The sequence below is a fragment of the Sphingomonas panacis genome (assembly GCF_001717955.1).
GTDB classification, from domain to species: Bacteria; Pseudomonadota; Alphaproteobacteria; order Sphingomonadales; family Sphingomonadaceae; genus Sphingomonas; species Sphingomonas panacis.
The window spans coordinates 33,530-47,207 of sequence record NZ_CP014168.1 but is presented as its reverse complement, the minus strand read 5'-3'; the positions used below and the strand labels follow the sequence as shown (position 1 = coordinate 47,207).

Genomic DNA, 13,678 nt, shown 5'->3' with positions numbered 1-13,678 from the left:
AGACTGCGATGCCTGTTCCCCTTTCTCCCGAGATCGTGGCGACGCTCGATGCGTATTGGCGCGCCGCCAATTATCTGTCGGTCGGACAAATCTATCTGTGCGGCAATCCACTGCTCGAACAGCCGCTCGCGCGGAGCGACGTCAAGCCGCGCCTGCTCGGCCATTGGGGCACCACGCCGGGAGTTAATTTCGTTTATGTCCACCTCAACCGGCTGATCGTCGATCACGATCTCGACATGATCTACGTGATCGGGCCTGGTCACGGCGGCCCCGGGCTGGTGGCCAATGCCTATCTCGAAGGCTCCTATACCGAACATTATCCCGCGATCGAGCGCAGCCGTAGCGGCATGGAGCGGCTGTTCCGGCAATTCTCCTGGCCGGGCGGCATCCCGAGCCATGTCTCGCCCGAAACACCCGGATCGATCCACGAGGGCGGCGAGCTCGGCTATTCGCTGGCGCATGCCTATGGTGCCGCGTTCGACAATCCCGATTTGATCGTCGCCTGCATCATCGGCGACGGCGAAGCGGAGACCGGACCACTTGCCGCGAGTTGGCACAGCAACAAGTTCCTCAACCCCGCGCGCGACGGCGCGGTGCTGCCGATCCTGCATCTCAACGGCTTCAAGATCGCCAATCCGACGGTCCTCGCGCGCATCGGCAGGGAGGAATTGACCGACTTGCTCCACGGTTACGGTCACGAGCCGTATTTCGTCGAAGGCGACGATCCCGCGATACTGCATCAGGTGATGGCGGAGACTTTGGAAGTGGTGTTGCGCGATATCAAGACGATCCAGTCCGAGGCGCGCACCGCTCCTGCGTCGATGCCCCCCAGGCGGCCGCGCTGGCCGATGATCGTGCTCAAGACGCCCAAGGGCTGGACGGGCCCCAAGGTGGTCGATGGTCTTCCGGTCGAGGGCACGTGGCGGGCGCACCAGGTTCCGCTCGCGGACTTCAGCAAGCCCGAGCATCTGCATCAGCTCGAAAACTGGATGCGGAGCTATCGGCCGAGCGAACTCTTCCACACCAACGGCAAGCTTCGCGATGAGTTATCGAACCTGGCCCCGACCGGACATCGCCGGATGAGCTCCAACCCGCATGCCAATGGCGGGAGCCTGTTGCAGCCGCTGTCGCTGCCCGATTTCCGGGATTTCGCGGTCGCCATGCCGGCTCCGGGAGCGGTGGAAGCCGAGGCGACGCGGGTGCTTGGCCACTATCTGCGCGAGGTCATGCGGCTCAATCTCGAACAGCGGAATTTCCGCCTGTTTGGCCCTGACGAGACCGCGTCGAACCGCCTCGATGCGGTGTACGACGTCTCGGGCAAGGCTTGGATGGCGGAGATCGACCCGGTCGATATGGATCTGAGCGCGACCGGGCGCGTGATGGAGGTGCTGAGCGAACATCTCTGCCAGGGCTGGCTCGAAGGCTATCTGCTCACCGGCCGACACGGCGTCTTTTCGTGCTACGAAGCGTTCACCCACATCGTCGATTCGATGCTCAACCAGCATGCCAAATGGCTCAAGGTCAGCCGCAACATCCCGTGGCGACGACCGATCGCTTCGCTCAACTATCTGCTGACCTCGCATGTCTGGCGGCAGGACCATAACGGCCTTTCCCACCAAGACCCCGGCTTTATCGATCAGGTCGCCAACAAGACCTCGGATATCGCCCGCGTCTATCTGCCACCCGATGCCAACTGCCTCTTGTCTGTCGCCGACCATTGCCTGCGCAGCCGCGACTACGTCAATCTGATCGTCGCCGGCAAGCAGCCCGAGTGGCAATGGCTCGGGATCGACGAGGCGGTACGACATTGCACCGCCGGCGCTGGGATCTGGCACTGGGCGGGGGTCGAGGACGAGGATCCCGACGTGGTGATGGCCTGCGCTGGCGATGTGCCCACTCTCGAAACCCTGGCCGCGGTCACGTTGCTGCGCGAGTATGTGCCCGACATTCGCATTCGCGTCGTGAACGTCGTCGACCTGATGGTGCTTGAGCCCCGCAGCGAGCATCCGCATGGGCTCGACGATCATGGGTTCGACGCCATATTCACGACCGACAGACCGGTGATCTTCGCGTTTCACGGCTTTCCCGCGATGATCCACAAGCTCACCTACCGGCGAGCCAATCATCGCAACATCCACGTGCGCGGCTACAAGCAGGAGGGCACGACCACAACGCCGTTCGACATGGTGGTGCTCAACGATCTCGACCGCTACCGGCTCGCACTCGACGCCATCGAGCGGGTGCCGCGGCTGGCGGACCGCGTGGCCACCGCGCGCGACCGCTATTGGACGACGATGGAACGGCACAAATTGTACATCGCCGAGCGCGGCGAAGACATGCCCGAGGTGCGCGACTGGCGCTGGTCTACATGAGCGGCGTCAGCACTCTCAGACCTGCCAACGGTGATCTTCAACGCTTTCGTCAGGACCGCTGAAGGCCTTCATTTGCGCTCCGCCCTGACAGGATACGCACGACGTCCGTACAATTGCGGATGCCAGCCGCTTTGCGACCGAAATACCATCACTCGCGAACACGCGCAGCAAAGGCGGAGCGCCATGAAGAACATCCTTCTGCTCATCCACGACGATGGCGGCCAGGAAGGTCGTCTGCAGGTTGCGCTCGATCTCTGCCGCGCGATCGACGGGCACCTCACGTGCCTCGACGTTACGTACGTCCCGCCTGTCCTCGGCGACGGCTATGGCGCGGCCTATGTGCTTGGAGACGTGGTCACGCAGGAAGCGGCACGGGAGGTCGATAACAAAGGCAAGGTCGTCGCACGGCTTGCCGATGAAGGCATATCGTGGGACTGGATCGATGCAGCCGGCGACATCGCGCCAACCCTCCAGCGCGCAGCGGAGCTTACCGATGTGATCGTCGTCAACCGGGAGGTCGGCGATTTCGCCTACCCCGACATGCATGGCGCCGCCGCCGAGTTGATCGTGCGCTCGGGCAAGCCCGTGCTCGCGGTGCCCGCCGATTGCCGGGGGCTCGATCACGCCGCCGCATTGATCGCTTGGGACGGGTCGCGCTGCGCTGCGGCGGCGCTGCGTGCCGCCGTGCCGCTGCTCAAACGCACCGACCATGTGACCATCGTCGAGGTGCAGGATGGTTCGATCACCACCACCCCGGCGGAAGATGCGGCCGAATATCTGGCCCGGTACGGCGTGCCAGCCGACATCCGGCGCATAACAGCATCCCCTGCGGGACCGGCCTTGCTGAAGGAGGCCTCCTCGGGTGGGTTCGGCTATGTCGTGATGGGCGGTTATGGCCATTTGCGGCTCGTGGAGGCGCTGTTCGGCGGCGTCACCCGCACGATGCTGGGCGAAAGCCCCATCCCGGTCTTCCTCGCACACTGATCGCCAGCTCGGGTGTATCCGTAGCATTCCCAATGCCCGGCTTTGCCGCACCGCAATACAAATCTTTGCAGAGACACACTTCGGGGCGGCTATCCTTGACGAATCGAACCGGGCTGATTGCGAGGATTCTGCCGGGCGCGCTCCTCATGAGCGGTTGCTCGACCGTTCCGCCGGCCAGCCATCCGGCGGTGCCGGTTCCCGGGGCATATCCCCTGGCGCTTGCCGCACCCGCCGAAACGGCCGTGCAAATGGGCTGGCAAGACTTCTTCACCGACACGGAAATGCGGAGCCTGATCTATCGCGCACTCGACAACAATCGGGATTTGCAGGCTGCTGCAGCCCGCATCGCGCAGGCGCGTGCTGATGTCAGCATCAGCGGCGCGGATCTGGCGCCGCAGGTCAGCGGATCGGCAGGTATGGCAAAGGTGGGTGTCCCGGACGCGCTCGCCCGGATGCTGCGCGACGACACGCTCACCAGCTATAATGGCCTGCTCCAGGCGCGCTGGGAGATCGATCTGTTCGGCCGGTTGCGCAAGCTGCAGGCTGCCGCGCGCGAACGCTATCTGGCGAGTGCCGAGGCTCGGCGCGGCCTCGCGACCAGCCTGGTCGCACAGGTCGCCGCGGGCTACCTCGCCGATCGGGAATATGCCGAAAGGCTGGCGCTCGCACACGAAACGCTCGCCAATCGCGAACGTGCGTTGCACATGCTGACCCGGCGCTATGAGGTCGGCTCGGGCTCGAAGATCGACGTAACGCAGGCGGAGACGCTGCGGACCCAGGCGGCGGCGGAAATCCCGGCGATCGAGCTTGCGCGGGCACAAAACCGCGACGCGCTTGCCGTGTTGGTGGGTGAGCCGATCGCCGATTCCGCGTTACAACATAGCTTGGCGCAGGTCGGGCTCACCCAGCAGATCCGTCCGGGCCTACCCTCCGCATTGCTCGCCAACCGACCGGACATCGTCGCGACCGAGCATCGGTTACGCGCCGCGGAAGCGAATATCGGCGCGGCTCGTGCCGCCTTCTTCCCCAGCATAAGCCTCACCGGCATCGCCGGGAGCAGCAGTCGCGATCTGGACGGGCTGTTCGGCGCGGGGACCGGCCTGTGGCTGTTCCGGCCCAGCATCTCGCTTCCGATCTTCACAGCGGGCAAGCTGCGCGCAAATCTGCGGCTCAGCGAGGCACGGCGTGATGAAATGCTCGCCGCCTACGAGGCCACGATCCAGGGCGCCTTCCGCGACGTCGCCGATGCGCTGGCGCAGCGGCATTGGCTCGCCGAGCAGATCACGACCATCGACCAGTCGATCGTGGCGCTGAGCGAGCGCTCGCGCCTCGCACAGCTTCGCTACGACGCCGGGCGCTCCGCTTTTCTGGAAGTGCTCGACGCCGAACGCGACCGCTTTTCCGCCGAGCAAAAGCGAATCCAGCTTCGGCGCGCATGGCTGGCAAGCGGTGTCGCGCTCTACGCCGCCCTTGGCGGCGGCTTTTCCGAACCCGAACCGCAAAGGCGCAATCCGTGAAGGCCGATTGGAAAAAATGGGCGTTCCGCCTGGGTATCGCTGTGGCCGTGCTGGCGGGCGTCCTGATCGCGCGCCACTATCTCGTGCGGGATCCGCTCGGCCCCGGCATCGCCAGCGGCAATGGCCGGATCGAGGCGACCGAGGTCGATGTCTCGGCCAAGGCGCCGGGCCGCATACGCCAAATCCTGGTTTATGAAGGCGACATGGTGAAGGCGGGCCAGACTCTGGCAACCATCGACGTCGACTCGCTGCAGGCGCAGCGTGCTCAGGCCGTGGCACAGCTCCAGGCTGCCTTGAGCGCGGTGCAGTCCGCCCAGACGCAAGTGGCGCAAGCGACCGCCCAGCGCGCCGCGGCGGTCGCCCAGCTCCGCCAGCACGAAGCTGATCTGGACACCGCACGAAGCCACCTCGGCCGCTCGACCGAGCTTGCGTCCGAGGGCGCGACGCCGCGCCAGGAACAGGAGGACGATCATGCGCGGCTGCAGGGTACGCGCGCCGTGGTGGAGGCGGCACGCGCTCAGGTCGGCGCCATCGACGCCGCGGTCGCGACCGCGCGGTCACAGGTCGCAGGCGCCCGGTCGAACGTCGCCGCCGCGCTGGCGGGGGTCCACCGGCTCGATGCCGACATCGGCGACGCGATCCTGCGCGCGCCACGCACGGGCCGGGTGCAATATCGTATCGCCGAACCCGGCGAGGTCGTGGGTGCCGGCGGCAAGGTGCTCAATCTCATTGATCTCAGCGACGCTTATCTGACCTTCTTCCTGCCCGAACAGGCCGTTGGCCGGGTCGGCATGGGCGACGAGGCGCGGATCGTGCTCGATTCGGTGCCCGACCGGGTGATCCCGGCGCACGTTTCCTTCGTGGCGGACGTGGCGCAATTCACCCCAAAGACGGTTGAGACGAAGGACGAGCGCGAGAAGCTGATGTTTCGTGTTCGCGCGTCGATCGACCGAAAACTGCTCGCCAGGGTCCGCAATCTGGTGAAGTCGGGCATGCCCGGCACGGCCTATGTCCGGATCGACCCCGGCACTCCTTGGCCGGCCAAGCTCGCGCTGACGCCCGTCAAATGACTGCCTGCGCGGCTCGCCTTACCGGGGTACGCCTGTGCTTCGGCGACACGACGGCGCTCGACGGCGTCGATCTGGACGTTCCGGCAAGCCGCATGGTCGGAATGATCGGGCCCGACGGGGTGGGCAAGTCAAGCTTGTTCGCGCTCGTTGCTGGCGCACGCGCCCTTCAGGAAGGTGCGGTGGAAGTGCTCGGCGGCGACATGGCCGATGTCGGCCACCGCCGTCGGATCTGCTCGCGCGTCGCCTATATGCCGCAGGGGCTCGGCAAAAACCTCTATGCGACGCTGTCGGTCTTCGAGAATATCGATTTCTTCGCTCGCCTGTTCGGGCAGGCCCATTCGGAACGGGTTCGGCGGATCGACGATCTGATCGAGGCGACCGGGCTGGCGGCGTTCCGGGATCGACCGGCGGGCAAGCTTTCCGGCGGGATGAAGCAGAAACTGGGCCTGTGCTGCGCGCTGATCCATGATCCTGATCTGCTGCTGCTCGACGAGCCGACCACCGGCGTCGATCCATTGTCGCGCGCGCAATTCTGGGAACTGATCGATCGCATCCGCGCGAAACGCCCCGGCATGAGCGTGCTGGTTGCCACCGCGTATATGGAGGAAGCGGCACGGTTCGACTGGTTGGTGGCGATGAACGCCGGCCGCGTGCTCGCGACGGGCACCCCGGCCGAACTGTTGGCACGCACGCAGAAGGACACGCTGGAGGAGGCCTTCATCGCGCTGCTCCCCGAAGAACAGCGGCGCGGCCATCACAGCATGACGATACCGCCGCGCAGCGTGGAGATCGACGGGATTGCCGCGATCGAGGCGCGCGGTCTCACCAAGCGGTTCGGTGACTTCACCGCCGTTGACCATGTCGATTTCAGTATCGCGCGCGGAGAGATCTTCGGGTTCATCGGCTCGAACGGGTGCGGCAAAACGACGACGATGAAGATGCTGACGGGATTGCTTCCAGCCACCGCCGGCGAGGCGTTGCTGCTCGGCCGACCGATTGATCCGCGTGATATCGCGACCCGGAAGCGGGTCGGCTATATGTCGCAAAGCTTCTCACTCTACACCGAATTGACGGTGCGGCAGAATCTCGAATTGCACGCGCAGCTTTTTCAGGTGCCCGGCGACATCGCCGAGCGCGTCGCCGATATGGCGGAGCGTTTCGGCCTGTCGGAATTGATGGACGCCAATCCTGACAGCCTGCCACTTGGCCAGCGGCAGCGTTTGTCGCTCGCCGTGGCGACCATTCACGCGCCCGAGATTCTGATCCTCGACGAGCCGACATCGGGTGTCGATCCGATCGCGCGCGACGCCTTCTGGCAGATGATGATCAATCTCGCGCGAATCGACAGGGTGACGATCTTCATATCGACCCATTTCATGAACGAAGCGGAGCGCTGCGACCGGATCGCGCTGATGCATATGGGCAAGGTTCTGGCGACCGACACGCCGACCGGAATCGTACAGGCGAGCGGCGCAAGCGACCTCGAAGGCGCCTTTATCGAACACATCAGGCGAATGGACGCACTCGCCCCGACGGCTGCCCCTCCGCCGCCCAGCCTCACGCACGACGACATGGAGGCCGAAACCGGCCCGGCAAGACGCTTCAGTCTGCGGCGCCTGCTCAGCTATAGCCGGCGGGAGGCGCTGGAGCTTCGCCGTGATCCGATCCGCGCGACGCTTGCGCTCGCCGGCAGCATCTTCCTGATGTTCGTCATGGGATATGGCATCAGTCTCGATGTCCAGAACCTTCCCTATGCGGTGCTCGATCGCGACGGAACCACCACCAGCCAGAACTATGCGCTGAACCTTTCGGGCTCGCGCTATTTCGTGGAGCATGCGGCGATCCACAGCTATGCCGAGCTGGATCGGAGGATGCGCGATGGCGAACTGAGCGTCGCCATCGAGATTCCCGAACATTTCGCGCGCGATATTCGGCGCGGGGCACCCGTCGCGATCGGCATGTGGATCGACGGCTCGATGCCGAGCCGGGCCGAGACGGCGCTATCGTATGTGCGGGCCATGCACGTCGCCTGGCTGTCGGATTTCGCGCTGCGCGAATTGGGTGCCCGGCCGTCGTTGGGCCTGGCCAACATCGAGACGCGCTACCGCTACAATCCCGATGTCGCCAGCTTGGTATCGATCGTGCCGGCCGTCATCCCCATCCTGCTGTTGCTCATACCCTCGATGCTCACCGCGCTCAGCGTCGTGCGGGAAAAGGAGCTGGGGTCGATCGTGAATTTGTACGTCACGCCCGTCACCCGCGTCGAATTCCTGCTCGGCAAGCAATTGCCGTATGTGGTGCTGGGGATGCTCAACTTCGCGCTGCTGACACTCCTCGCGGTGACGATCTTCGGCGTGCCGCTGAAAGGAAGTCTGTTCGCGCTGACGCTGGCATCGCTGCTGTTCGTCTTGAGTTCGACGGCGATCGGGTTGATCTTCTCCACCTTCGTGCGCAGCCAGATCGCGGCGATCTTCGGCACGGCGATCGGCACGATCATCCCGGCTGTGCAATTCTCGGGCATGCTGACGCCGGTCGCGTCGCTGGAAGGCTCCGGCAAGGTGATCGGCGCACTTTACCCGGCCACCCACATCCTCACGATCAGCCGCGGGGTGTTTTGCAAGGGGCTGGGTATCGCCGATCTCCCGGTTTCGTTCCTGGCGCTCGCTGTCACCGCGCCGATCCTGATGGCGGCCGGAATAGCGCTGCTCCGCAAGCAGGAGCATTGAACGATGCGCATCGCGAACGTCGCCCGGCTTGGCATCAAGGAAATTCGAAGCCTCTGGCGCGACCGGATGATGGTCGCGCTGATCGCCTGGGCCTTCACCGGATCGGTCTATGTCGCAGCGACCGGGATTCCCGAAACGCTCAACAAGGCTCCCATCGCGATCGTCGATGAGGACCAGTCGCCATTGTCGCAGCGGATCTTCAACGCCTTTTATCCGCCATTTTTTACCGCGCCGACACGGCTCTCGCGCGCGCAGATCGATCCTGGGATGGATCAGGGCAGCTATACCTTCGTCCTCGACATCCCGCCGCATTTCCAGCGTGATCTGCTCGCCGGCCGCTCGCCCGCTGTCCAGCTCAACGTCGATGCGACGCGAATGGGGCAGGCCTTTTCAGGCAACGCCTATGTCCAGCAAATCGTCGATGGCGAGATAAATGCCTTCGCCCGGCGCGGTGGCAGGGCCGCTGCGCTACCCATCGATCTTGCCGTGCGCTCCAGCTTCAACCCCAACCTCACGGCATTGTGGTTCGGCGCGGTGATGCAGGTGATCAACCACGTCACCCTCCTTTCGATCATTCTCACCGGCGCCGCACTGATCCGCGAGCGCGAGCATGGCACGGTCGAGCATCTGCTGGTGATGCCGGTCACACCGTCAGAGATCATGGCGGCAAAAGTCTGGTCGATGGGGCTCGTCGTGCTGGCTGCGACCTGGGCTTCGCTCCTCCTCGTCGTTGAAGGCGCGATGCGGGTGCCGATCGCGGGATCGCTCGCGCTGTTTCTGCTGGGCGCGGTGGCACATCTCTTCGCCACGACCTCGATGGGCATCTTTCTCGCTACCTTCGCGCGATCGATGCCGCAGTTCGGCCTGCTGGTGATCCTCACCATCGTTCCGCTGGAATTGCTCTCCGGCGGCAGTACCCCTCGGGAAAGTATGCCGCAGGCGGTACAGGACATCATGCTCGCCGCACCGACCACGCATTTCGTCAAGCTTGCTCAAGGCATTCTCTATCGTGGCGCCGATCTCACGGTGGTGTGGCCACAACTGCTGGCGATCGTCACGATCGGCGCGGTGTTTTTCGCGGTCGCGCTCGTTCAGTTTCGTCGGGCCATCAACACCATGGCGTGAAACCAACGGGGTCGCGAGCCGCGCGCTGGCGCTCGAGGTCTTCGTCCACGTCCGATACGTACCTTACCGGATTTCAGGGAGGCGTTCGCTGGAACACGATCAGGAAGCATCTTTTCCCTTTCCGAAGCAGAGGTCATCCGACACATGTCATCGCGATCACTGTACGCTTTCGGCGCCTTCGGAGTCATTCCGCTTCTGGCCGGCGCGGCGTTTGCGGGGCAATGGACGACGCCCTTGCCAAGCTTGCATCGATGGGCCCAGATCGACCGGATACCGCGCCATCATGCCATCGCGGCGAACGGTGTCCCGGAGCCCTATCGGACGATGCGCAATCCCTTGCCCGTCTCGCGAGCGACGATTGCCAAAGGCGCCACGCTCTATGCGACCAACTGCCGTTCCTGTCATGGCCTCAGTGGCAAGGGCAATGGTCCAATCGGACGGGATGTGTCGCCGTCACCTTTCGACATCGCCTGGCTTTCCGAAATGAAAGTCTCGCGGTTCGACGGGTTCATGTACTGGACCATCGCCGAGGGTGGCGTGCCTTTCGGCACGTCGATGCCGCCGTACAAGAAAATGCTGTCGCCAAACGATATCTGGGCCGTGACCACCTACATTCAGGCCGGTCTCCCGAAGGATCTCCCGCCGCGCTAGACCCTGCCGCACAGCGCTCGGGGGCCGTGATGGCGCCGACGCAGGAGTTTGAACTGAAACGTGGAAGAGCATGTCGTCGGTAGGGGACGATCGGCTGGGCGGCTATCTCGCGGCGCGCCATTCGCTTGATCCATGCCATCGCGACACCGGTAACGACACCATAGGTGTTCGATCCACCGCCGCCTTCGCCGTCAGTTTGCCCTGCGGCATCAAGCCAGCTCGCCGCGGATCTTCTGTCGAGTACCGTCTCCGATGCGCCGCTATCCAGCATCGCCATGACGGCTTCTCCCTTGGCGAATTTCAGAGGAGATTCTGTTGCTTGGATAGCCGGTTCATTCTGACTCGCCGACTTCCCGCCGATACTCCCCGGTTGGACAGCCTGCATGTTCGGCGCGGCTGCGGTGGCCGAGAGCTTACAGGCCGAAATCGATGCAAATTTGATGATGTTCAAACGTTCCGTCAGTATGGCAGTTCTCAGCGGCATATGGTCAACAACGGGCTCTACCAGGTGATCAGCGGTGTTTTGCGCAGCCACGCGTCTGTTGTGAGTTGCTGCACAACGAAATCCGCGACGTCGGATCGGGCGATGGTTCCGCCATGCACGCCTGACAGGTCGGTCAAGGCCTTGATAGCGCCCCGCGCCGGCTTGTCGTTGAGCACCGTTGGCCGAACGACGGTCCAGTCGAGCGTGCTGGCCCGGATCACGTTCTCCTGGCGATCCTTGTCCTCGTAAACCTTTCGCAGCATCAGCGGCAGGAACAACCGGTCGAAGACGAAGCCACCGTGGCCGCGACTGTCGCCAGCGCCAAGGCCAGTGATGCACACCAGTCTCCGGACGGCTTGCTGCTCCATAACGCCGACCAGCGCGCGCGTCGCCGTCGAGAGTAGGGTCACCTCCCGGAACGGGCTCATGGCTGTGCCCAGCGAACTGACGACGGCATCACAGCCGGCGATGGCGCGGGTCAATGCGGCCGGATCGCGGGCGTCGCCTTCGACGAGTTCGGCGCCGGCGATGTCCGCGGCCTTCGCTTTGGCGCGCACGAGAGCGACCACCTCGTGTCCCTCTGCGACGGCCTTGCCGACGATCAGGCGGCCGGTGGCGCCGGTGGCGCCCAATACCAGTATTTTCATGTCAAACCTCCGAAGCTGTGCAGATGGACCGGAATGCACCGAACTGCGGGCTTAGGCCTTCGTCCACTGGGCCGCGGCATCGCTCGCGAAAGCGGCGTAGGAACGCGGGGGGCGACCGAGCAAGCTGGTGAGGTGCGCGATATCGCCAGCGGTCGCCACCGCGCCATCCGACTGATAGCGGGCGAACATCAGGCGCAGGTCGAGCGCGAGCCAAGCGGGCATCACGGCCTTCACGCGCTGCTCCATCACGACGAGGTCGTCGCCGCCATATCGGATCTCGCGACCGAGCGCCTCGCTCCAGATATTCGCGATGCCGTCGCCGGTCAGGCTATCCGGGCCGACCAGCGCATAGGTCTCGCGGCCGAGCGGCGTTGCAGCTTGCTCACGGCGCACCAGCTCGATCGCGGCGGCTCCACCGATATCGCGGACATCGACCATCGAGATGCCTTTCGTGCCGATCGGCGCGCCATAGACTCCGGCTTTCAAGAGGGCGTCCTTCTGACGAAGATCGTTCTGGATGAAATAGGCAGGGCGCAGCACCGTCGCGGGCAGTTCGAGCGCCGCGATCATGTGCTCTACCGTGGATTTGCCCGCGAAATGCGGCACGTCGGCGTAGGCTTCGCCACCGAATACGGAGAGATATACAATACCCTTGACGCCGGCCTCGCGGGCGACCGTCAGCGTCAGCATGGCCTGGGTCAGTTCATCCGCGGCGTTCGGGGCGAGCAGGAACAGCGTGCTGACGCCTTGTAGGGCCGCGCGCACCGAATCCGGGTCGGCAAGGTCGCCTCGGACCGCCGTCACGCCAGCGGGAAGCTGCGCCGTCTCGGGCGAGCGAGTCAGGGCGCGGACATCCACGTTATGCCCTTGAAGATGGCTGATAACCTGGGTTCCGATGGTGCCCGTGCTGCCTGTAACGAGAATGGCCATGTCGAAAATCTCCTCATGAGGGTGTGAGCCGTCTGGCTTGAGGAACAAGATAACCGTTTCATTATCTTCGGATAGGCGCCAACATCGAGACCATGTGTCTCATTTGCGGAACAGGATGATGGATCTTCAGGCGTTGTCTGACTTCGACCTCGTAGCGGCCCACGGCGGGTTCGGCCGCGCTTCCCGCGCCTCCGGCCGTTCTAAGGCCACGCTGTCGCGGCGAGTCGCGGAACTCGAACAAAGCCTTGGCGTGCGTTTGATCGAGCGCGGTTCCCAAAACCTGCGACTGACGGATGAAGGGCGGTCGCTTCATGAGCGCACGCGCGGCCTGCTTAGCGAAATCGTGGAGGCCGGCGAGGCGGTCGTTCTTGGCGCATCGACACCGAAAGGCAGGTTGCGGGTCAGTGCGCCGATGGTCTTTGCGCACGTCGCGTTGCCCCGGATCGCCACCCGCTTTGCCCTGGCGTATCCGGAAGTTCAGCTCGAAATCGTTGCCGAGGACCGCAAGGTCGATCCGGTTGAAGATGGCTATGATCTGATCATCCGGATCGACCCCTCGCCAGACGAACGCCTCGTCGGGCGCCGTTTCCTAAGCGATGAGCGCCTGATTGTGGCTCCGCCTGGCATGCCACGCCCCGTTCCGGGTGCGGGCGGCGACGAATTGGCGGTCAGGGCCGTTTTGCTCGCCGCGACCCCGCCGGGTTCGCTGTGGCGTGTGAACTCCGGACCGGAGGCTGACATCATCCTGAGGCCGGACCCGATCCTCCGCCTCTCATCGCTGCTGATGGTTCGCGACGCGGTGCTGGCGGGTGCGGGTGCGGCTTTGCTGCCCAAGCTGCTTGTTGCCGAAGACATCGCAGCCGGCAAGCTCGTGTATTGGGGGACCCATGTCGGTCCGTCCGTCGAGATCTGGGCATTGCAGAGTTCACGCCGCTTGGTCGGTGCCAAGGTGCGTGCCTTCTTGGAGGTGGTTGAGACAGCGTTTCCAAAGAAGCGCTTCGACGCATAACGCGCCGGATGGAACGACGACGTCCTCCGCTCGCTCCTTCCCATATGCGATCACCCTACCCGAATGCCGGGGTGCAGCGTCACCCAGTAAGTGCGTTGATGATAGTCGTTCATGCCGACAGTGATTTGGCTGGGCGCTAACAACTGTCGGCTTCGACGGTCAT

10 protein-coding genes are annotated in these 13,678 nt (G+C 64.2%); 8 read left to right on the top strand and 2 right to left on the bottom strand.

Features of this window, described 5'->3' with window-relative positions; genetic code table 11:
* Positions 1-8: 8 nt before the first annotated feature.
* The 7 genes from J0A91_RS00160 (at position 9) to J0A91_RS00130 (ending at position 10,445) form a co-directional block, all read left to right on the top strand.
* Positions 9-2,372 carry a phosphoketolase family protein gene (locus tag J0A91_RS00160; protein WP_069206882.1) on the top strand — a complete coding sequence of 788 codons (2,364 nt, stop codon included), beginning with the start codon at positions 9-11 and terminating at the stop codon, positions 2,370-2,372.
* 183 nt (positions 2,373-2,555) lie between these two features.
* Complete coding sequence (locus J0A91_RS00155; protein WP_069203216.1) at positions 2,556-3,356, top strand: universal stress protein; 801 nt, start codon at positions 2,556-2,558, stop codon at positions 3,354-3,356.
* Positions 3,357-3,451: 95 nt separating this feature from the next.
* A complete protein-coding gene (locus J0A91_RS00150; protein ID WP_240502140.1) occupies positions 3,452-4,873 on the top strand; it encodes an efflux transporter outer membrane subunit in 1,422 nt (473 codons plus the stop codon).
* Positions 4,870-5,943 carry an HlyD family secretion protein gene (locus J0A91_RS00145; RefSeq protein ID WP_069203214.1) on the top strand — a complete coding sequence of 358 codons (1,074 nt, stop codon included), beginning with the start codon at positions 4,870-4,872 and terminating at the stop codon, positions 5,941-5,943. Before J0A91_RS00150 ends, J0A91_RS00145 begins: the two co-directional genes overlap by 4 nt.
* The gene (rbbA, locus tag J0A91_RS00140; protein ID WP_069203213.1) at positions 5,940-8,669 is read left to right on the top strand and encodes a ribosome-associated ATPase/putative transporter RbbA; all 2,730 of its coding nucleotides are present in this window, start codon (positions 5,940-5,942) and stop codon (positions 8,667-8,669) included. The genes J0A91_RS00145 and rbbA overlap by 4 nt, the downstream gene beginning before the upstream one ends.
* Before the next feature lie 3 nt (positions 8,670-8,672).
* Positions 8,673-9,794 (top strand): ABC transporter permease, encoded by a 1,122-nt coding sequence (locus J0A91_RS00135; RefSeq protein WP_069203212.1) that lies wholly within the window; start codon positions 8,673-8,675, stop codon positions 9,792-9,794.
* Between the two features lie 144 nt (positions 9,795-9,938).
* Positions 9,939-10,445 (top strand): c-type cytochrome, encoded by a 507-nt coding sequence (locus tag J0A91_RS00130; RefSeq protein WP_069203211.1) that lies wholly within the window; start codon positions 9,939-9,941, stop codon positions 10,443-10,445.
* A 501-nt stretch (positions 10,446-10,946) separates the two neighbouring features.
* On the opposite strand, the gene J0A91_RS00125 is transcribed toward J0A91_RS00130, so the two are convergent.
* Positions 10,947-11,576 (bottom strand): SDR family oxidoreductase, encoded by a 630-nt coding sequence (locus tag J0A91_RS00125; RefSeq protein WP_069203210.1) that lies wholly within the window; start codon positions 11,574-11,576, stop codon positions 10,947-10,949.
* A gap of 51 nt (positions 11,577-11,627) precedes the next feature.
* Entirely contained in the window at positions 11,628-12,506 is an 879-nt protein-coding gene (locus J0A91_RS00120) for an NmrA/HSCARG family protein (protein ID WP_069203209.1), read from the bottom strand.
* A 118-nt stretch (positions 12,507-12,624) separates the two neighbouring features.
* Here J0A91_RS00120 and J0A91_RS00115 point away from each other — a divergent pair, with 118 nt between their 5' ends.
* Entirely contained in the window at positions 12,625-13,515 is an 891-nt protein-coding gene (locus tag J0A91_RS00115) for a LysR family transcriptional regulator (RefSeq protein WP_069203208.1), read from the top strand.
* Positions 13,516-13,678 lie beyond the last annotated feature (163 nt).

What these genes read in the sequence shown, in the direction of transcription:
- rbbA (WP_069203213.1), top strand. Translation starts at nt 5,940, where the DNA reads ATGACTGCCTGCGCGGCTCGCCTTACCGGGGTACGCCTGTGCTTCGGC.
- J0A91_RS00160 (WP_069206882.1), top strand. Translation starts at nt 9, where the DNA reads ATGCCTGTTCCCCTTTCTCCCGAGATCGTGGCGACGCTCGATGCGTAT.
- J0A91_RS00135 (WP_069203212.1), top strand. Translation starts at nt 8,673, where the DNA reads ATGCGCATCGCGAACGTCGCCCGGCTTGGCATCAAGGAAATTCGAAGC.
- J0A91_RS00130 (WP_069203211.1), top strand. Translation starts at nt 9,939, where the DNA reads ATGTCATCGCGATCACTGTACGCTTTCGGCGCCTTCGGAGTCATTCCG.
- J0A91_RS00125 (WP_069203210.1), bottom strand. Translation starts at nt 11,576, where the DNA reads ATGAAAATACTGGTATTGGGCGCCACCGGCGCCACCGGCCGCCTGATC.
- J0A91_RS00120 (WP_069203209.1), bottom strand. Translation starts at nt 12,506, where the DNA reads ATGGCCATTCTCGTTACAGGCAGCACGGGCACCATCGGAACCCAGGTT.
- J0A91_RS00155 (WP_069203216.1), top strand. Translation starts at nt 2,556, where the DNA reads ATGAAGAACATCCTTCTGCTCATCCACGACGATGGCGGCCAGGAAGGT.
- J0A91_RS00115 (WP_069203208.1), top strand. Translation starts at nt 12,625, where the DNA reads ATGGATCTTCAGGCGTTGTCTGACTTCGACCTCGTAGCGGCCCACGGC.